This is a genomic window from Anaerosporobacter sp. (genome assembly GCF_965301125.1).
Window position 1 is genome coordinate 1 of the sequence record NZ_CBDLAM010000065.1, and the last position, 19,671, is coordinate 19,671.

The following is a 19,671-nucleotide window of genomic DNA, read 5'->3' on the forward strand; positions in this document are numbered from 1 at the left end:
AAAATAACTATTAATTGTAGATGAATGGGTTGCGTTTCATTTTACAATTCACGTATAATTAGATAACTCAAAAAGGAATATCTTAGAAAACATACCGCTATATTAAGGAGGGATAGAATGACATTACGACATTTGACAATATTTATCGAAGTCTACAAAACCTTAAACATGACTTCTGCTGCTAAGAATCTATATATGACTCAGCCTTCAGTAAGTCAAGCCATTAAAGAGTTAGAAAATTTTTATGAAAAAAAATTATTTGAACGATTATCTCAGAAATTATACATAACAGAATCAGGACATTGCTTGTACGATTATGCGAATAAGATTTTATCCCTTTATGAAGAATCCATAACTAAGCTTCAATCTGGAAATATAGTAGAGAAAATCCGTGTTGGTGGTAATTATACCTTGGGAATTCATATGCTTGGTGATATCTGTGATAAATTCTCTACCGATCACCCTAAAACCGAAATCAATGTAATCATCAACAAAGCCGCATACATGAAAGATCTTCTTCGAAGCAATGAACTTGATCTTGCATTAGTGGAAGAATCTTTTTCTTCAGCTGACACCGATATGATACAGCAACCATTCTTCCATGACCGAATTGTGGCTGTTGTATCTCCTTCACATCATCTAGCAGGTGCTGACACGGTATTCTTATCTGACATAGCACACGAACGATTTCTAACCAGGGAAAAAGGCGTGGGTGTTCGTGATATGTTTGAAAATATTATGATTTCAAACGGTTATTCTTTTACTCCTGTTTGGGAAAGCATTAGTGCAACTTCTTTAATTAACGAATGCAAGAAAAATATCGGTATTACAATACTCCCATATGAAGCAGTTAAAAATCAACTTAATACAGGTAAATTAGTAGAACTTAACATTAAGGATGTTAACTTATCTAGAAATCTAGTAATCATGTATCATAAGAGCAAAAATCTTACTGCTCACATGCATTGTTTCATTGATGCTTGTCAACTCTACACTACTAAAAACACGGCATCAAAAACACTTCTTCGTGCATGATGCCGTGGCGATATTTACTTTTCATATTCAACAATCCCCGCATGAATTAATTTAGCAAGGAATTCTCCCACATCTAACTCTGCTTCCTCTTCATCTACTTCGTTACGCTCCATCGTATATTGAATCAGCCCTTCACAATCAGTTCCTTTCTCTAGTTGTGTCCAAAGTGCGATACCTAATTCATTAATAGATGGCATGCAAACTAGAGAGCCATTCATTTTATCAAGTTCACTGAATATATTAAACTCTCCACCCATTTCACGAAGTACATACCCTTGTTTTAATCTTATCTTCTTTACTAACATCATGCCCTCCGTTATCTCATTATTGGAACACCTTGTTTCAACAACTCCATATCTTCCCTATCTGGCGCAGTACTTACCATTAAAACAGCACTATCTAACCATTCATAAACAACGCTTACTGCTTGATTAAGAGCCATTTTTACTACAATAGAAGAATCCATAATACCCGATTCTTGCATATCAGTAATCATATCTCTCTCAACATCATAACCAAACATCTTAGTATCATTATTCTTACTATCAATTGCATGGATAGTAAGACCACTAAACTTACATAAGGTCTTTAGAGGCACCCTACAAGCTGCTTGTAACAAACTCACACCATAACGTTCCTCTTCATTCTCTACGTATGTCTCATCTAATCTATTTGATAACTGCCTTAAAAAACTTCCTCCACCGGGGATCATTCCTCCATCAAGAATGTTCCTAGCCGTTTTCACTGCTTCGTCCATCCTTGTTTTGTTCTCTCTAATCTCGTGGCTTGTTCTACCTCCTGCATACAAGACAGCAACTCCTGTTTTAAGTCTACCAATCCGTTCTCGATGCTTTTCCTTATCATATGGTTTGGTTTTCTCATCTCCTATAATTTCCATAATCTCTTTAATACGGTTGGTAATCTGCCATTCCTGTCCCATGCCACCAATTATGGTAGTATAATCCTTCGTAATAGTTACTTCTTTCGCTTTGCCTAACATGTCAAGAGTAACCTTTTCTAGTTCATCTCCTCTACCTTCCTTTATCAAGGTACCACCTGTTAATATAGCTAGATCCTCAAGCAAATCCTCTTTTCTAGATTTGTATCCTTCTGCTTTAATTGCCACCGTTTTGAATATTCCTTGGGTATGATTTTGAATCAGCATAGCAAGAGCTTCACCCACAACTTCTTCAGCAATTATAATAATGGGATTACCTGTAGTCATAATCTGCTCAAGAATTGGTAAAATTACATGAAAATTAGAAATCGTATAATCGGTAATCAATATGTAGGGATTGTTATACTTGATACCATCCTTTCCTTTTGTACAAAAGTGTGGTGATAGATATCCTTGTTTCAGCACCATTCCTTTTTCATACTCCACATAATGATCTACGCTGTTTGATAGCTTAACAAGCACAACTCCTTGACTTGATACTTCTTCATATGTCTCTACAGCCATCTTTGCAATCTCATAATCATGGCAAGAGGCTTTTACCGCTTTAATTAAGGACTCTGTAGCTCTAATATATTCAGTTGACTCATCTATTTTATCTAATGCCTCCGTCAACGCCTTCTTCAATCCTCTTCGCAAATACACACTACTAACGCCAGCTGCAAGGTATTTAATCCCCTCTTCCACCATTCCTTTTACCAATAATGCCATTAATGTAGACCCATCCCCTACACGTTCCCCCATATTTAGCACCGCATCACGTATAAGTTGTACGCCTTCATCAAGGAATAAGTCCTCTGTTTTAAAATCTTGCAGGATTTGCGAACTACTGCTTGTAACAACAACTGTTTTACTGGAATTCTCCATAACAATACTACGCCCAGATGGTCCATAGGTCGGTTCTAATATTTTGCAAACTAAGAGGATTCCCTCCGCCATCGTCTGAATCGCTTCTTTATCATATATCATATCCTTCAGCATAATAATCCCCTCTCTTTGGTTAACTTGTTATTGCAAAACTCTGATCATTTTTCGTTGCTTCTAAGCTGACATATTGAGAGTTTTGCTTTTACTATATTGCTATACTATCCTAGTACGTATTCAACCAATTAATATTTCTCCATATTAAACATGGTCTGATCTCCCATTAGTTCAAATGTAAAACACTCATCCGTAAGCTCTACTTGTTTAAATATAAGTAATTCATAGAACTCCTTATCAGACTCTGGATAAGAAATTGTAACAAGTAAATTGAATACTTCATCCGTCTTTCCTAACTTATACAATTCACATTTAACATTTGTATCTTCTGCTATCTCATACTTACGATTAAATTCAAGGTAAACCGACTCCACAAATGCTGGCACACAATCCGCTAATGTTACCCCATCGGTAAACTCAACTGGGAATGCAACTTCCATACCCTTTTGGCCTTCCGTATATAGTTCTTTCCCCTCATCTGTAAGCTGTACATAATATTTACCTGGTAACACCAACTTGCATTCAAATATCTTATCTTTTACCAATCTAATCACCTCCATCAATGACAACCACCATTGCAGTTACTACAATCGCTGCAATACATATACGGTATATTTTCTCTTTCTTGATATGCAACAAATGAATACTGTTTACTAGAATAGAAATTTGTTATCCTTCTACTATCTGTAAATGTAATTCCATCCTTTTCAAATACAATCTCAACAGGAATCAAAATTTCATCCATAATATCATAAGGACTTAGCATTAGTTTTGCTTTCAATTCAAACTCTGGCTCACCATCAAGTGGAATGCACCGAATTCCTGTAAGTACGGTAGTAAGTTTGATCACCTTTCCCGACTCATCAAAACATAAAGAATTATTATCTCCTGTTATTCCAACCGCAAGAGGATTATGAGCAACATATTGTCCAGTATCATGAGCAATTACTGTGGCTTTATCTGGCTCTAAGGACTTAATCGCTCCATTTTCATAGAACTCAATTCCATACCTTACTGTAATGCTCCCATAATTAGTATCAACTTCTATCTGTTCTCCTGGCCATATTGTTAAACTCTTCACTTCACCAGTCTCATAAAAACAGATGCAGGAAAACATTCCAGAATACAACGTGTCTCCAATCTTCACAGAACTTTTGGATAACAACACTTTTTCTTCCTCTTCTGACCAAAACCCACTAATTTGTCCATATACAGGGAATACTCTATGAATCTTCTCGTTTCTATAAAATGTTATATATTCTGCATTTAAAATACCAACAGGCGTATGAATTCCGATTATAGATTCTAAATATATGGATTTCAATTTACCATCTTCATATCTTGCTACAGATTCTTTGTAACGCGACCTTGTATCTGGATTAGAATACCTTGGAATGAAGGTATTCTCACCTAATACAATACTTACCTCATCCATTGTATTCACCCACTCTTTCACATAATCCATGCATGATATTCACAATATACACTCCATCTTCTCGTTTATAATCCATTGATAATCCGTGTTGCTCGGTATAATACTCTAGCCAAGGCATAATATGTGAACATCTAATAGTTAGACAAGTATATAGCTCTTGTTCTAGAAAAGGTATTAACCTCTTCTTCGAACTCAAGGTAGGATGTACTTTCATAGCCTTATCAAAATCAAAATAATAGAATCCATCTTCAGCAACACAAACCGGATAGGGCGGCGCATCTTCTACTTGTACCTCCTCATCTTCAAAAGTATTATAAAAATCATCATAGATTTCATCAAATATGTTCTGAGATATCCCATCTGTTTCACACATAATTATTCCATTCTTATTGAGTATCTGATAAGGAATGCCCACAATTTCTGTGCCTATTAACATCTCGCTATCCTGTTCCTTAATGATCGTACAAATATTTTGTGATAGATTCTCAATCTCTGATCTTGTCATATTCTGTGTATTCACAATTTTAACTTCATCAACTGGTACCCATTGCATTGTCTTTTCATAGATTATAAGCTTTTGTGCGTGAAAAAAATCCGTTATATTCCCTTCCATATCTGCCAAAACAAAAAATCTCATATTTACTCCTTTCCTTGCGGTGTTATTCAACCCCACCTTTCAGAATATCAATAAGTTCCTGTTCTACTTCTTTAATCTTCTTCTTATCTATTCCTAGATCGAATATCGTTTCAGTGGCATGAGCAAAATCATACAGATTGCAGTTGCCTACTCGTTCACCTATTCCAAGAAGTGTGCAATCGATCATTGTACCACCAGCCTTTGCCATAACAATGGAATTGGCTACTGCCATTCCTAGATCATTATGTTCATGTATTTCTATGTTTAGTTCTTTCACTGCACTATGAATTTGTTTTACAATTTCAAATCCTCGATCTGGCGTTAGAGTCCCTACGGTATCTGCAACCCTAACTGTTTTAACCCCCATGGAATAAAGTTGGCGAACTAATGTTAAGATAAAACCAATATCTGCTCTGGTTGCATCTTCAAGTCCTACTGTTACGGGAATATTATAATTATTTGCAATCTCAAGACAGCTTTTTATCTCTCTTTGAACCCATACCTTGTTCTTGTTAAGCTTTGAATAAATCTGCACGTAGGATACCGGTACACCAACATGAATTAAATCTGGTTGAAAAAGACAAGCTTCTTCCACATCTTCTTGACGCATTCGACACCAAAGTGATACCAATGCATTTTTCTTTTGCCCCATTAACTTATCTAGGTATTGCAAATCATCGGAATGAATATCTACACAACCAGCTTCAATTTCATACACTCCAAGTTTATCAAGCAGTAAGCCTAATCGAATCTTATCTTCTGGCCGAAATACGATACCTGGACATTGTTCCCCATCACGTAATGTTGTGTCTACGATTTTTTTCTTTATCTTCATAGGCATCCCTCAATGATTGATCTTATTTCTCCGTCTTTTAAATTCCTACACACTTTATTACTTTCTAATTTTACATTCTGTAAAATCAATAAACATTTATCTTTCTCTATTTCGTCATAGCCTAGTTCTTCTAACTTTACTTTAATAGAAGTGAGCCCCGAATGCTTACCAATCAATATCCTTCTTACTTGCCCCACCATCTCAGGTGGAAATGTTTCGTAATTTGAGGATTTTTTTAATATTCCATCTACATGAATCCCAGATTCTACCCAGAATATAGTCTCTCCAATCACAGGCATCTTACCTGGTATCTTATCTCCCGTGATTTCTTCATAGAGACATTTTAATTCTGGAAATTTGCTTAAGTCCTGATTCACTTTATAATGTTGATTCAATCTAAGAGCTAAAATAACTTGTTCTGTTGCTGCTTTATTCCCGATTCCAGCGAAGGTAGTAACTACTTTCTTTCCTCCTGCCTTGATAAACATAACCACCTCAGCTGTAGCACATTCATTGCTATTCTCAGGTATGAAGATAATCTTTTTCTTATCTATAATAGAAAAAATCTCTTTTAGCGCTGTATCAAAATCAAAACACATGAAGTCATCCATACCTTTTAGGGCACCCTCTTTCGATGATGTGTAATTTCTAAGATGCAAAATCTCTCTTGTATCATTCATCTGAACAATGGTTATCGTATCTTTTTGTATTGTTTTTGGTTGTAGAAAATGCTTAATCAAAGGATATTTTCTTCGATCCGATACAGAATCGATCTCCATATAATAGGAAGCTCCTGGTATTAATACTGGTTCAATTATAGGATATAATTGTTCCGATACCATGAAATCAAGAATACCACATGCCATAAACAACCGAATAAATTCACCTGCCTGTTCCCTTGTCGGAGGAGTTAAGTCCAACATACTTAATGTAGCGTCAATAATCTGCATGATATCACCTTCCTAATTTTATTTGGGTGTCAAAAGGTAGTACTTGTGTATATATAATCTTTGATGCAAAACTCTATATTAGTTTTCTAACTTCTTATCTGACGTACTATGGCACAAAACACGCTACACATCTAAGTACTTCTAAGTGTGTATATCTACATTCATCAATTGAAACGGAATCGCCTTCGATTCGGCATCCTGCCTCAGCTCAGGCTGGCTCGGCCTCCATGCCTCACCTTCCTAGGGTATCACATACACACTAAGAAGTACTATAGCTGTTTCGCTATCGTTTCTTAGCCATAGTACGTCAGATAAGAAGTAAATCTACACTATTAAGAGTTTTGCTTTTATACTTTATTGATACACAAGTACAGGTAAGTTAGCTAATGAATCAATATTATTGATATTCACTTTTAACCTTAATTAAGCCTTTTGATCCTCTGAGATTTTATTTTTTATATCATTAAATCCGCAACCGGAGTCCCACCCTCAAAATGTTCATCGAATATTCTTTCTACGTCATCAGCGGTCAGATGTCCATACCAGACACCTTCTGGGTAGACAACTGCAATTGGTCCCTTATCGCAAATACCAAAACATCCTGTGTTATTTAATACTACTTCGCTGGATAAATCACGTTCATTAATCTCCTCCATGAATTTTTGTAATATATCAACCGACTTACTATTGTAACAATACCCTCTTTGCTGACCTGTAATTGTACAGCTTGTGCATATAAATACGTGAAATTTTGGTTGTACCATACTTATCATCTCCTTCTCTTATTCATCTTAGTTTATCGATGTACTTGTGTATTTAAATATTGAATGCAAAACTCCATATACGTTTTCGTAACTTCTTAGTTGAAGTACTATGTCACAAAACACGCTACACATCTAAATACTTCTAGTGTGTACATCTACATTCATTAATTGATACGGAATCGCCTTCGATTCGGCATCCTGCCTCAGCTCAGGCTGACTCGGCCAAACTAAAGGTTATGTGCAGCTTTCATTACTGCATCTTCAATTCTATCATAAGTTACAATTACGGCAATTTTCTTCTCTTCTAACTGCCTTCTTGGTGACTCACCTATTCGCATAACGATTACACCGTTACAATCTGCAATTGCTGCAATAATAGGAGAAATCTTATCTTCCTTTTCATCGCATACGTCACTGCCTAAGCAATACTGACCTACCTTACGTTTTTCAATATATGTAACCGAATCATTCTTATATTCATAAATATACCATTCCTTAACATGACCGAAATGCTCATCTATGCACATACCATTTCTACTAGCTACTGCGAATCGATACACTTCTTTTGTATTCTCTTTAACCTGAGGTTGATATCCCTTATATTCCAAACTCAAATCATGATCTAACGTTCCAATTGCATCTGCTCTACACTGTTTACAATGTGTCATTTGCTTCATAATTAATCCACAATCTTTTCGTAGTTTCTCTATCTCTTTGTTAGATAAAGAAGTCATATTCTGAAATTTACTACCTTCAACCGGAATCATTGGCATGATATTGGTAATATAGCAACCTATTTCCTTCATTGTTTCTACGATCTGTGGAATATGAGTATCGTTTATTCCTCTCAATGTAACAATATTCACCTTACAGACAACGCCATTAGCTACAAGAATTCGCAAGCCACTTAACTGATTGGATAGTAGGATTGCTCCTGCACTTTCGCCCTCGTATCTTGTTCCCATGAAGTTGATATACTTATAGATCTTAGCTGCTATCTTGGGATCTACTGCATTGATTGTTACAGTCACATGAGAAACTCCTAAGTTAATAAGGTCTTGTGCATAGGTTGGTAATAATAAGCCATTCGTTGATAAACAGAAAGTAACATCTGGATCGTACTCCTTAATTAATTCCATCGTTCGCTTTGTCTCATCAAAATTAGCAAGAGCATCTCCTGGTCCTGCAATTCCTACCACAGTAAGATTTGGTACTTTCTCCTTCACTACCTTGTATTTCTCAAATGCCTCTTCTGGAGTTAATACCTTAGTTGTAACACCTGGCCTGCTTTCATTAGGACAATCAAATTTTCGTACACAATAATTACATTGCACATTACATCTTGGAGCTACTGGAAGATGCATTCTTGCGTACTTGTGACCAGCACAGTTATAGCAAGGATGGGTTGCTGTCTTTGCCAAAATCTCTTGTTGTCTTATCTCTTCTGCAGTCATTGTCTTAGGTGTTTCTAATTCTTGACTCTCTGTTGTATCTGATGTACTAGCTTGATTTGTATTATTTATTGATTGTTCCGTGTTGTTACTTGGTTTATCTGTATTACCACTTGATTGATCTGTAATACTACTTGATTTATCTGTCTGCATTACTTCTGGCTTTTCTTCTCGATAATACGCTTTGTAAATCACCTCTCTAAATGTGCTTTCTTTTCTTGATAGAATTGCATTGGATATCTCATCTAACAAAGTAAGCGAACCTTCATATCCAATTGTCTTAAGCCTTTGACCTCCCACGCGGTCATGTACAGGAAAGCTTCTTCTTACCAGTGCGATTTGTAGATGTTCTTCAATTCTTCGCCCATCTGAATTTCCTATCATCATATTACAATCATATCGTTCTGCGGCCGTTTCAATATCTTTGAAATCAACATCATCTGCAATCATATAATCTTCCACGAAATAGCGCTTTGCGATATTTTCTACCTCTTCCTTTACATAGCTACCGAGGCGTGGAAATACGGAACCCGTAGCGGTAATCATGGGCATAATTCCATTTTCTTCACAGATTCGAATGATTGAGATTATGAAATCAGGTTCTCCAAATACCACTGCTCTACCTTCTGAATTATATTTGTGACTATCAATCATAGCATCTAGATATCTTCCTCTTTGTTGCTTCAATGTATGCGGAATTTGCTTATCACTGATTTTACTAAGAACTTTGAGGAATTCATCATTATCTCGTAATCCTACTGGAACATTAACTCTGGTATACGGTACTCCAAACTTTTCTTTCAAGATTTTACCCGGTGAGTTATCCATATCTATATTGCTAATCTCAATGGTAGCTCTTGCTCCAGCCATTTGTTTAATATCCGCAATATCAGTTCCATTTGCGGGTAATCTATTGTATTTCTTTCTATATACATCATCAAGATTCTCTGATAGGTCAGGTAATAAGATAATCTCTAATTCAAAAGCCTTACAGACTTCCTTCAATGTACGCATATCAGCTGGACTCATGTAGGAAGCAATTATATTTATCTTATTATGAGCTGTGATATCCATCTCTACTTCTGATACGATAGAAGATAATGCTGCAAAATACCCTTCAAATTGGGTTCCTCCGTAACCTGCTGAATGAACAGGAATAATCGTTACATCCATCTTATCTGGATTCTCTTCATAATATGTCTGAATAATTCGGTTAATATCTTCACCGATGGTTTCTGCCAAACAAGTTGTTGCAACTCCAACTACCTGTGGATGATACAGATCAATCAGATTTGTTAAACCCTTTTTTAGATTTTCTTCTCCCCCATATACAGTTCCATGTTCCGTGAGGGAAGATGAGGCAATGTCAATTGGCTCATTATAGTGCGTTGCCATGTGACGTCTTATATAAGTACTACAGCCTTGTGAGCCATGCAAAATTGATACACAATTCTTAATTCCGTAGAAGGCGGTCATCGCTCCCATGGGCATACACATCTTACATGGGTTAACGTTAAGATTAACTAACGGTTGTACTTTTGTTTTCATAAGTCACACTCCTTCCCACTTTCTAAAGTCTCGCTATCTTTTATATATTCCCATACAGGATTATTGATACTTTGATTGATTTCTATGGTGAAGTTATAAACCCCTTCAAATCCCGCAAGAGCATGTTTTCTTTCGTGATTATGATCACAAAATGCTATGCCTAGTTTATAAGCAAGTGGTCGTTCCTTAACACCTCCAACTAAGATATCTGCTTCTTTTTCCTTCATAAATGTTTCTAGTTCAGCTGGATTTGCATCATCTAGAATAACTGCTTCGTCTCCTACTAACTGCTCAATAATCTCATAATCATCTTTCTTACCTGTTTGAGTCCCAACTACAACTGTCTTCATACCCATGAAATCAAATTGTTTGATTAGCGATATTGCCTTAAATCCTCCGCCAACGTAAATTGCAACTTTTTTACCCTGTAGATTCTTACGATATTGATCAAGGAAGCCTTCTAATTTTTGAGCTTCTTCTTTGCAAAATTCGATAGCTTTCTTCTTTGCTACTTCATTCTTCAATACTTCTGCTATTCTAACTAGGGAACTTGAAGTATCCTCAATTCCAAAGAAACTAACCTTAATGAAAGGGATTCCAAATTCCTCCTCCATTCGGTTTGCCAGATATACAGAGGAACCTGCACATTGCACAATGTTCAATGTGGCTTTTGGAGCTTCTATCATATTCTTATAATTGGCATCTCCTGTGAAGGTTGAAACCACTTTAATACCAATCTTATCGAGATAGTTTTTTATAATCCACATCTCTCCTGCTAGATTAAAATCTCCTAGTATATTGATGCCTTCTATCTTTTCTTCCGTATGATATGGTGATATAAGTTGCATAATGGCATTACAAGCCATCTTGTATCCTGTTGATTTATTACCAGAGAAACCTGGTGACTTAACTGGAATAACTCGTATTCCATATTTTTCAGACATATTCTTACACACAGCCTCAACATCATCTCCAATAACACCAACGATACAAGTTGCATATACGAATATTAGTTTAGCATTTTGTTTTTCTACCAGTTCATCAATAGCGGCAATTAGCTTTTTCTCTCCTCCGAATATAACATCTGTTTCTCGAAGATCCGTACAAAAACTATTCCTATATAGGTCACTATCACTAGAAAGGCTGCCTCGGATATCCCAAGTATAACTTGAACATCCAATTGGACCATGGACAATGTGATATGCATCTGTTATTGGGTTTAGTACTACTCTTGCTCCACAATACACACATGCACGTTGGCTAACAGCACCTGATACCGAATCTGAATCACATTTGATACCATTTCCACTACAGCCACCATTGCTTTTAAACAAGATAAACTGCTTTCTTTCATCTAAGACATTTACTTCCCTGCTATTTTCCATAAATACACATCCTCCTTTCACTAGATTCAGGTGTCAAAAGCTCGCTTTATATTTTGCTCATCAAACTATGTTCTGCATAACATTTGTCAGGTTTGTGAATGTGCAAATTGACGAAGCCAAGTTTTCTGAAGAGCTTTTGACACCTGAATCCAATTTTACCTACTGTCTCCATAGTATGCAGAAAGCGGGGGTAAAAAGACGGTGTCGTCTTTACCCCCGCTATGAATTTCTGTTATAATATTCCATTTTCCTATTTTAGTCAATACTTTTTTTATCAACGGTCTATAAGATATTTCTATAGCTCCTATATCATATTTTAATATCAATATTTTGTATTAACTATTACAGAATACTGTAATACTTTTAGATTATACCTACACTTCTAAATGATAATTTTTATCAAAGAAAGAATAGTTAAGTTCTATCTCCTCTTTATCGCCTCTATTCATTATTATGTAAAGAATACCTCTTTCACCATACGTATCATAAGCACCCAAGGTTTTCTTTACAAACTCCTCCATCTCTTCTAGGAGAAGAAATTTCTGCCCTTTTAAATCGGATAAATACTTTTCCTCGATTTGCATTCACATTACTCCTTTTCCTTAATCGAATATCAGCTGCATAGGTCCTTACAATTCCTAAATTCAATTCAATTTTACTCATCTTACATTACCATCTCCACATCTTTTTCTTCACAATGGCTATCTTGATAATCCATTAACGCATTGGTGATTTTCTCCACCAATCTCATTGCTCCTTCATAACCCACTATTGGAAAATAAGAATGACAATAACGATCGATAACGTCAAAACCTGCCCTAACTAGTGGAATGTCTTCTGCTCTCGCAATGTGCTTACCATGAGTACCACCGATTAGTAAATCCACTGGTTCATTCTTAATCCATTGATGAAGCAGGAAAAGGTCTGTCGTAGTCTTTAACTGATTTGCTGCTTGCACTTTACACTCTTCTTTCACGCCGTATTTCTCTAATAGGCTCTTACCTTCCTCTTCAAAGGTTGGAGTTGGAGTACCTGTTATACAATATTTCGGGATCATTCCAAGTTCTAAACATAAGGACATCATTCCTATAACAAAATCAGGATCACCATAGATTGCAACCTTCTTCTCGTAAGTATATTGGTGTGTATCAATCATCATATCTACAAGTTGACCTCTTTGTTTCTCAAGGCTAGCTGGAACTTCTTCAGCAGAAAATTCTTGTAGTTTTAGTACAAATGCATCCGTTGCATCGACACCAATTGGATATGGTATGGTATTTCCCTTTACTTTGCATTTTTTATCAAGAGCATCTACGCTTGGAGAAGAAACCGTCATACCAATACCAAGAGAACTCTTGCAATCACCAAGTGACTTAATCTCTTCGATTGTAGTACCTCCTTGTTCATACATTACATATTCCCCTGTTGTAGGTGTATCTACTGTTCCATCTGTATCAGGTAACATAATAAATGGAACTTTCATTTGTTTCATAATTTGTTTTAATTCACGATAATCACCAGGATTTAACCAGCCAGGGAATAATGCTAACTTTCCATTCGATGTGCCTGTTTTCACGCTAAGATACTTAACAAATCCATTTACCATATTGAAAAATCCATTGATGTGTGATCCAAAATAACTAGGTGTATTTGCATGGACAATATATTTACCTTCAGGAAGGGTTGGGGATATATCAATTAAGAGGGAATTCAAATCATCACCTATTGTTTCAGAAAGACAAGTGGTATGTACGGCTATAATATCTGGGTTATACAAATCGAATATATTCTTAACCGCTGTCTTTAAGTTTGAACCACCACCAAATACTGATGCACCTTCTGTAAATGAACTTGACGACCCTTGAATGGGATCTTTAAAATGTCTTGTGAGGTACATTCTATGGAACGCTACACACCCTTGTGATCCATGACTGTGTGGAAGACAACCATGAACACCAAGTGCTGCATACAAAGCACCTACTGGCTGACAGGTTTTACAAGGATTAATGACAAGTGCTTCTCTATCTACAACTTCTTTTGGTGTATAATTAAGCATTATTCCCCACCTCCTAATCTTCCTACGAGTGTGGCTTGATTCTTCCATGGTGCTTTAATGAAGCTCCATGCTGGCACATATAATCCCATTACAAGGTCATGCCCAAATCTAGCTGCACCTTGGAAACAGGTATATGGTCCTTGATAATCGTAGGAATGTATTTGTCTTGATAACATGCCTGATTTTTGAACAACAAACTTATCTTTAATTCCTGAGAAGAATACATCTGGTTTTAATGCCTTTAGAAATTCCTCTGTTTCAAAATGATTCAAGTCATCGGCAATAATAGAACCATCCTCCATATCAGGATACATACCTTGGTAATCGTTAAGTTCAACATTGGGATTCTCTTCTAGTTCTTTTCTATGCTCTGGTGTAATTCGATCAGCATTATAAAATCTCTCATCTGGTTGTATAGTCAGATTCTCAATATTCTTTGAATCCGCATCTACCTTAATATCAGGGATTACACTTCTTCCTTCGTAATCATCTCGATGTGCAAACTCATAACCAGCCAATACTGTCTTCATTCCAAGATCTTGTAATAACAATTGATAATGATGAGAACGAGAACCACCTACATAGATTGCTGCTGTTTTCCCTTTTAGCTTACTTTTGTAGTATTCCATCTCATCTATAATAGTAGCTTCTTCATCAGCAATTATTTCTTCAATTCTTGCACTAAGATCTGGATCATTAAAATATGCACCTATAGCACGTATTGATTTCTTCGTAGCATCCACACCGATAAAGTTAACCTTAATCCAGTCCATACCATATTTATCTTTCATCATGTCTGCTACATAATTAATAGAACGGTGACATTGCACTAAGTTCAAATCTGCTAGATGTGCATTCTTTATATCTCTATAACAACTTGTTCCCGTCATAGCACTAACTACCTCGATACCACATCGATTCAGGATTCTTTCAATCTCCCATCCATCACCACCGATATTATATTCACCTAGAATATTAACGGAGAATTTCTTTTCTGGTTTATGATCTCCGGTACCAACAATAAAACGAATAATTTGATTCGAAGCAATATGATGCCCTGCCGATTGCGTAACTCCTTTGTAACCTTCACATGAAAATGCCACACACATTAGACCTGGATATTCTTCTCTAGCCCATTTTGCTATTGCATGAATATCATCACCGATCAGACCAACTGGACATGTGGAACAGATACTAATCATCTTAGGATGATAAATCTCCATACATTCCTCAATCGCCTTTTTTAACTTCTTCTCTCCACCAAATACGATGTTTGGCTCTTGCATATCTGTTGAGAAGCAATACTCCACATAGCAATCTGCATGTTCACCATGTCGATCTGTCTCAACTTGCTTATGTCTTCTCGTTCCCCATGTATAGAAGGAACAACCGATTGGTCCGTGAACGATAATAGCATTATCACTCAAAGGGGCAAGAACTACACCTTTACAACCTGCAAAACAACAGCCTCTTTGGGTAATGATACCAGGAATTGTACGCACATTTGCAAGAATCTCATTACTTGATTCTGAATCAATGGAAAGAACGTGTTGTTTTCTGTTTCTGTATACTTTTGCGCTATATTTTTCAAGGACTTTATCTCTTAACTCGTTGCCATGTGAAACCATATTCTCACTCCTTCCTAATATGAATCAGAGTCTTCTTGCTGCTTTCCATCTCTGATACGGTATGCCGAAGTAACCGGCAATACAAAGATTTTTCCGTCACCCGGGTTTTTAGTGCTATTTACTTCCATAACTGCATCGATTATCTTATTCACATCTTCATCTTGAGCAACTACTATAAAAAGACGTTTTGGAATCAGACGACTTCCTTCTGTAAAACACTCACCGATGGAATTGGCTGGTACATCTCCATAATCTAGCACAGAATATAGTTCAGGGGAAAATAATTTCTTACCTCTTCCCATTACCTTTCTGCATGTAAAACCCAGAATTCCTGCTTCTGTTAAAGCTACTTTCGTTTTACTCACCTTATCTTGCCTAACTATAATTAAGACTTCTTTCATAGCAGTACCCCCTATAGATCTTTCGTTTTCGTACTGATTGTGTAAGCCTCTTCCACTGGACTGACGAATATTCTACCATCACCATAATTACCATTCTCGCCTGTTCTTGCGTATTTCATGATAATCTTGATTGCGTCGTCTTTATCTTCGTCCTTAACTACCATTAAAAGCATCTCCTTAGGAATCTCATCATATGTAACATCTCCAATTCGGATACCTTTTTGCTTACCACGTCCAAATACATCCATCTTAGTTACCGCTGGAAATCCTGCTGATAATAATTCTGATAGAACCTCATTCACTTTTTCAGGTCTGATAATTGATCTTACTAGATACATAAGTTCTCCTTTCCACATCGAAAGAATTCGACTGCTGCGTAATCATACATTCTATGAATTACTAATTTACCTGCAACATTATTAATATTGTTAACTCAAACTTCGCACATAAAAGACTTCATTTAGAGTTGTTAATTTATTTTTTACTCTAACATACCATGTTCCATAAGGATTGCTTCCAAATCATCAATCTTCATTGGATTAGGAATTACAAGCATTTGGTTCTCATCTACTTTCTTTGCGAGGGTTCTATATTCATCTGCTTGAGGTTCCTGTGGGCTATAATCAATAACTGTTTTCTTGTTAATCTCAGCTCTTTGAACTGCGTTATCACGAGGTACAAAATGTATCATCTGTGTTCCAATTTTCTCTGCAACTGCTGTAACAAGATCTGCTTCTCCATCTACTTTTCTTGAGTTACAGATAAGTCCACCTAGGCGAACACCACCTGTTGATGCATATTTTAAAATACCTTTTGATATATTGTTTGCTGCATATAATGCCATCATCTCTCCTGAACAGACAATATAGATTTCTTGTGCTTTCCCTTCACGGATTGGCATTGCGAAACCACCACATACAACGTCGCCAAGAACGTCGTAGAATACATAGTCAAGATCGTCGGTGTAAGCACCAAGTTGTTCTAGTAAGTTAATTGATGTAATAATACCACGTCCTGCACATCCAACACCTGGCTCTGGACCACCTGATTCTACACCACGAATATTTCCGTAACCAGTTTTCATAATCTGATCTAGATCAATATCATCACCTTCTTCACGAAGTGTATCAAGTACGGTTCTTTGTGCGAGTCCGCCAAGTACAAGTCTGGTTGAGTCTGCCTTAGGGTCGCATCCAACGATCATTATTTGCTTACCCATTTCAGCAAGACCTGCTGTTAAGTTCTGTGTTGTTGTTGATTTACCAATTCCACCTTTTCCATAGATAGCCAACTGTCTCATAGCACTTACCTCCATTTTTCAATTATATTATGTGTGATTGATAGAACCAATCTCGTGTTCTATTGGGTCTATTATAAGGATTGGGATATTATTCCACAATACACGTGATTGTATAAAAAACGTCTGATTCTTTGAGTTTTTTATGCATAACTTAGTATGAAAATTGAGGTTATTTATATATTCCTAAGATTCTTTTGTCTTTCTTTGGATTGACTTATGATTGTAATGATTAATGGAGTTATAAGTTTATCAAGCCCATATAGTATTTTCATATAGTATCTTACTACAAATCGAAACTTCCCAAACGACATTCATTTGTTCAATTATATCTGCATTCATATTTATCCAACTGATACACTTATTAAGAATAATTGCATCACTAGTAATTACATTAGCAAGCTTCTCTAATGTTTGATCAACTTCTGGTATCACACACGTCTGTGCTTGTATCTCATAGATGGAGGCTATTTCGTTTACTAAATTGGCTAATCTACCTGAATTCGACACTGGTGAATCAAAATAAAAATTTACTTCTTTAATCTCCTTAGATACCAGCCACTTACAGATAAGATGTACTGCCTTCTCTGTCTTATCGATAATACGATAATTCCCACGAAGTCCAGCTAAATCCCGTATTGTTCCATCTAAGGATCTGAATATTGGGCAACCTGATAATGCCACTTCCAGTGTGATAATGGTATTAAAACCATCAACATGTACGGTGTTAATATCATCAGACTTTGTAATTTGTTTGCATAATCTATTTTTACAATCTTCATAAGAAGATATGCTTCGTACTAATGCTAGCCGTTGCCTCTCCGAAAACATATAGTGATTCCCAATAAAGGTTGCTGCATGTTTTATATGATAGCCTTGATTTAATAGAAAATACAATTCATAAGCAGCCTTCTCTAATTTTTCTTTTTCTTCTCCTTTGAATTCATGCTCATCTTCTTTATGATATCCTCTTCTCACAACTTTTGGCATTATGGTCCTCCCGTGCTTAGTTATCATTCATTACATATCCCTTTAGTATTCCACTATGGGATAAGATGATTCATTTCTTCCTCTAATTAGCTAAAGGGTAAGGAAAAGCTTACGCCACAAGGTTATGGACAAATTATATAAAGCACAAAAATGCCAGAAGAAATAAGATAGTGTTTTCTTCTGACATTTTTATTGATGTAATTTTATACTTATTTACTTATTACTTTTATGTGTCAATTTCAAAAAAATATAATATATTATCAGTAGGTGGAAGTATATCCCAATAATCATCATTTATTTCTGAAATAAATTTTGCTCCACTCTCACTTGAAAAAGAATAAGAATATAACTTTTCACCTTCAAAAGGGATTCCATTATAACTGTTATACAACTCCTTAAAGGTTATGTTATCAGGTATTTTTTGATTAAAAACTTGTTCAAGTGCTATATATTTCGCTATCCTATACAATAATATTCCAAATCAGTAATTGCATACCGATACGAATTTTCATGGATAATAACTATCCTGTTTACATAATCCAATTTATTAGAATCTTCCACAATGAATATATCCGTAAATTTTATAGCTTGATTGCTACAACTAATTTCAATATCATATTTACTATTCTGTAAATTTATAAAAAAATTGATATTATATATTTTTTGAGCTTGACATGCAATATCATTAACAACAATTTTTTCATTCATGTCCCCCACCAAAAACTGCTCGTTCTCTGCATCAATATTTAATGTAATAGGCGCACAATATCTATTAAGTAATTCTTGATTTGAAATTCTTATATAACCTTTTGATTTATTATTTATAATATGTAATTTGAACTTTATTTCAAAAGAATTAGCTAAATTCATTTTAAGATTATAGGCAACATCAAACCAATAACCTGATCTTGAATAAATATATTGTTTATCCTTATTCATGACTTCTTTATTTATCATCTTATATAATAAATTCATTAACTCTATATCTTGCACTTTAATCTGTTCAATCAAATCTATCACTTTTTGGAAAGTTTCTCTTGATCTTGTTATTTCAAGCTTTAAATTAAGTAATTTGCATAATTTCGAATTATGTACAATTGATTTATATGCTTCTATAAAATTTTTGTCGTAATGAATGTAATTATTATCCATCATAAAGAAAATTCTTTCTAGCATAAACTGTTTGTGCTCATACATAATATGTAGTGGAATTATTGATTTACCAATTGAATTATTACTATAGTACTTAATTAATTCATCATAAATATTAACACCAAATATATATTTTTCATTAGGATTATTAATTAATCTATATTTTATATC

19 protein-coding genes are annotated in these 19,671 nt (G+C 35.5%); 1 reads left to right on the plus strand and 18 read right to left on the minus strand.

The window, feature by feature from the left end; translation table 11 throughout:
- Nucleotides 1-117: 117 nt before the first annotated feature.
- Nucleotides 118-1,035, plus strand: a complete 918-nt coding sequence (locus ACW2QF_RS09090; protein WP_455715683.1) for a LysR family transcriptional regulator — start codon at nt 118-120, stop codon at nt 1,033-1,035.
- A gap of 14 nt (nt 1,036-1,049) precedes the next feature.
- Here the strand turns inward: ACW2QF_RS09090 and ACW2QF_RS09095 are convergent, their stop codons facing one another.
- From ACW2QF_RS09095 to ACW2QF_RS09180, 18 genes are all read right to left on the minus strand, one after another.
- Complete coding sequence (locus tag ACW2QF_RS09095) at nt 1,050-1,340, minus strand: PqqD family protein (RefSeq protein ID WP_455715684.1); 291 nt, start codon at nt 1,338-1,340, stop codon at nt 1,050-1,052.
- Nucleotides 1,341-1,351: 11 nt separating this feature from the next.
- Nucleotides 1,352-2,971: a chaperonin GroEL gene (gene groEL / locus ACW2QF_RS09100; protein WP_455715685.1), complete on the minus strand. Its 1,620-nt coding sequence runs from the start codon at nt 2,969-2,971 to the stop codon at nt 1,352-1,354.
- A gap of 128 nt (nt 2,972-3,099) precedes the next feature.
- Nucleotides 3,100-3,531, minus strand: a complete 432-nt coding sequence (locus ACW2QF_RS09105; RefSeq protein ID WP_455715686.1) for a hypothetical protein — start codon at nt 3,529-3,531, stop codon at nt 3,100-3,102.
- A complete protein-coding gene (locus ACW2QF_RS09110) occupies nt 3,531-4,406 on the minus strand; it encodes a hypothetical protein (RefSeq protein ID WP_455715687.1) in 876 nt (291 codons plus the stop codon). The genes ACW2QF_RS09105 and ACW2QF_RS09110 overlap by 1 nt, the downstream gene beginning before the upstream one ends.
- A complete protein-coding gene (locus tag ACW2QF_RS09115) occupies nt 4,399-5,043 on the minus strand; it encodes a Fe-only nitrogenase accessory AnfO family protein (RefSeq protein WP_455715688.1) in 645 nt (214 codons plus the stop codon). The genes ACW2QF_RS09110 and ACW2QF_RS09115 overlap by 8 nt, the downstream gene beginning before the upstream one ends.
- A gap of 22 nt (nt 5,044-5,065) precedes the next feature.
- Nucleotides 5,066-5,878, minus strand: coding sequence for a homocitrate synthase (locus ACW2QF_RS09120; RefSeq protein WP_455715689.1), 813 nt, complete (start codon nt 5,876-5,878; stop codon nt 5,066-5,068).
- On the minus strand, nt 5,875-6,828 hold the full coding sequence (locus ACW2QF_RS09125; protein ID WP_455715690.1) for a homocitrate synthase/isopropylmalate synthase family protein: 954 nt from the start codon (nt 6,826-6,828) through the stop codon (nt 5,875-5,877). Before ACW2QF_RS09125 ends, ACW2QF_RS09120 begins: the two co-directional genes overlap by 4 nt.
- A 455-nt stretch (nt 6,829-7,283) precedes the next feature.
- Nucleotides 7,284-7,592: a 2Fe-2S ferredoxin gene (locus ACW2QF_RS09130; RefSeq protein ID WP_455715691.1), complete on the minus strand. Its 309-nt coding sequence runs from the start codon at nt 7,590-7,592 to the stop codon at nt 7,284-7,286.
- A gap of 227 nt (nt 7,593-7,819) precedes the next feature.
- On the minus strand, nt 7,820-10,591 hold the full coding sequence (nifB, locus tag ACW2QF_RS09135; protein WP_455715692.1) for a nitrogenase cofactor biosynthesis protein NifB: 2,772 nt from the start codon (nt 10,589-10,591) through the stop codon (nt 7,820-7,822).
- On the minus strand, nt 10,588-11,976 hold the full coding sequence (gene nifE / locus ACW2QF_RS09140) for a nitrogenase iron-molybdenum cofactor biosynthesis protein NifE (RefSeq protein WP_455715693.1): 1,389 nt from the start codon (nt 11,974-11,976) through the stop codon (nt 10,588-10,590). The genes nifB and nifE overlap by 4 nt, the downstream gene beginning before the upstream one ends.
- Before the next feature lie 374 nt (nt 11,977-12,350).
- A complete protein-coding gene (locus ACW2QF_RS09145) occupies nt 12,351-12,560 on the minus strand; it encodes a hypothetical protein (protein ID WP_455715694.1) in 210 nt (69 codons plus the stop codon).
- Nucleotides 12,561-12,640: 80 nt separating this feature from the next.
- A complete protein-coding gene (locus ACW2QF_RS09150; RefSeq protein WP_455715695.1) occupies nt 12,641-14,032 on the minus strand; it encodes a nitrogenase component 1 in 1,392 nt (463 codons plus the stop codon).
- Nucleotides 14,032-15,660, minus strand: coding sequence for a nitrogenase component I subunit alpha (locus ACW2QF_RS09155; protein ID WP_455715696.1), 1,629 nt, complete (start codon nt 15,658-15,660; stop codon nt 14,032-14,034). Before ACW2QF_RS09155 ends, ACW2QF_RS09150 begins: the two co-directional genes overlap by 1 nt.
- 14 nt (nt 15,661-15,674) lie before the next feature.
- The gene (locus ACW2QF_RS09160) at nt 15,675-16,061 is read right to left on the minus strand and encodes a P-II family nitrogen regulator (protein WP_455715697.1); all 387 of its coding nucleotides are present in this window, start codon (nt 16,059-16,061) and stop codon (nt 15,675-15,677) included.
- An 11-nt stretch (nt 16,062-16,072) separates the two neighbouring features.
- Nucleotides 16,073-16,399: a P-II family nitrogen regulator gene (locus tag ACW2QF_RS09165; protein WP_455715698.1), complete on the minus strand. Its 327-nt coding sequence runs from the start codon at nt 16,397-16,399 to the stop codon at nt 16,073-16,075.
- Nucleotides 16,400-16,542: 143 nt separating this feature from the next.
- Nucleotides 16,543-17,361, minus strand: a complete 819-nt coding sequence (nifH, locus tag ACW2QF_RS09170; protein WP_455715699.1) for a nitrogenase iron protein — start codon at nt 17,359-17,361, stop codon at nt 16,543-16,545.
- Nucleotides 17,362-17,610: 249 nt separating this feature from the next.
- A complete protein-coding gene (locus tag ACW2QF_RS09175; RefSeq protein ID WP_455715700.1) occupies nt 17,611-18,348 on the minus strand; it encodes a DUF434 domain-containing protein in 738 nt (245 codons plus the stop codon).
- 456 nt (nt 18,349-18,804) lie between these two features.
- Nucleotides 18,805-19,671, minus strand: an 867-nt coding sequence (locus tag ACW2QF_RS09180) for a hypothetical protein (RefSeq protein ID WP_455715701.1), incomplete at its 5' end; no start/stop codon positions are given.

What these genes read in the sequence shown, in the direction of transcription:
- ACW2QF_RS09090 (WP_455715683.1), top strand. Translation starts at nt 118, where the DNA reads ATGACATTACGACATTTGACAATATTTATCGAAGTCTACAAAACCTTA.
- ACW2QF_RS09095 (WP_455715684.1), bottom strand. Translation starts at nt 1,340, where the DNA reads ATGTTAGTAAAGAAGATAAGATTAAAACAAGGGTATGTACTTCGTGAA.
- groEL (WP_455715685.1), bottom strand. Translation starts at nt 2,971, where the DNA reads ATGCTGAAGGATATGATATATGATAAAGAAGCGATTCAGACGATGGCG.
- ACW2QF_RS09105 (WP_455715686.1), bottom strand. Translation starts at nt 3,531, where the DNA reads ATGGAGGTGATTAGATTGGTAAAAGATAAGATATTTGAATGCAAGTTG.
- ACW2QF_RS09110 (WP_455715687.1), bottom strand. Translation starts at nt 4,406, where the DNA reads ATGGATGAGGTAAGTATTGTATTAGGTGAGAATACCTTCATTCCAAGG.
- ACW2QF_RS09115 (WP_455715688.1), bottom strand. Translation starts at nt 5,043, where the DNA reads ATGAGATTTTTTGTTTTGGCAGATATGGAAGGGAATATAACGGATTTT.
- ACW2QF_RS09120 (WP_455715689.1), bottom strand. Translation starts at nt 5,878, where the DNA reads ATGAAGATAAAGAAAAAAATCGTAGACACAACATTACGTGATGGGGAA.
- ACW2QF_RS09125 (WP_455715690.1), bottom strand. Translation starts at nt 6,828, where the DNA reads ATGCAGATTATTGACGCTACATTAAGTATGTTGGACTTAACTCCTCCG.
- ACW2QF_RS09130 (WP_455715691.1), bottom strand. Translation starts at nt 7,592, where the DNA reads ATGGTACAACCAAAATTTCACGTATTTATATGCACAAGCTGTACAATT.
- nifB (WP_455715692.1), bottom strand. Translation starts at nt 10,591, where the DNA reads ATGAAAACAAAAGTACAACCGTTAGTTAATCTTAACGTTAACCCATGT.
- nifE (WP_455715693.1), bottom strand. Translation starts at nt 11,976, where the DNA reads ATGGAAAATAGCAGGGAAGTAAATGTCTTAGATGAAAGAAAGCAGTTT.
- ACW2QF_RS09145 (WP_455715694.1), bottom strand. Translation starts at nt 12,560, where the DNA reads ATGCAAATCGAGGAAAAGTATTTATCCGATTTAAAAGGGCAGAAATTT.
- ACW2QF_RS09150 (WP_455715695.1), bottom strand. Translation starts at nt 14,032, where the DNA reads ATGCTTAATTATACACCAAAAGAAGTTGTAGATAGAGAAGCACTTGTC.
- ACW2QF_RS09155 (WP_455715696.1), bottom strand. Translation starts at nt 15,660, where the DNA reads ATGGTTTCACATGGCAACGAGTTAAGAGATAAAGTCCTTGAAAAATAT.
- ACW2QF_RS09160 (WP_455715697.1), bottom strand. Translation starts at nt 16,061, where the DNA reads ATGAAAGAAGTCTTAATTATAGTTAGGCAAGATAAGGTGAGTAAAACG.
- ACW2QF_RS09165 (WP_455715698.1), bottom strand. Translation starts at nt 16,399, where the DNA reads ATGTATCTAGTAAGATCAATTATCAGACCTGAAAAAGTGAATGAGGTT.
- nifH (WP_455715699.1), bottom strand. Translation starts at nt 17,361, where the DNA reads ATGAGACAGTTGGCTATCTATGGAAAAGGTGGAATTGGTAAATCAACA.
- ACW2QF_RS09175 (WP_455715700.1), bottom strand. Translation starts at nt 18,348, where the DNA reads ATGCCAAAAGTTGTGAGAAGAGGATATCATAAAGAAGATGAGCATGAA.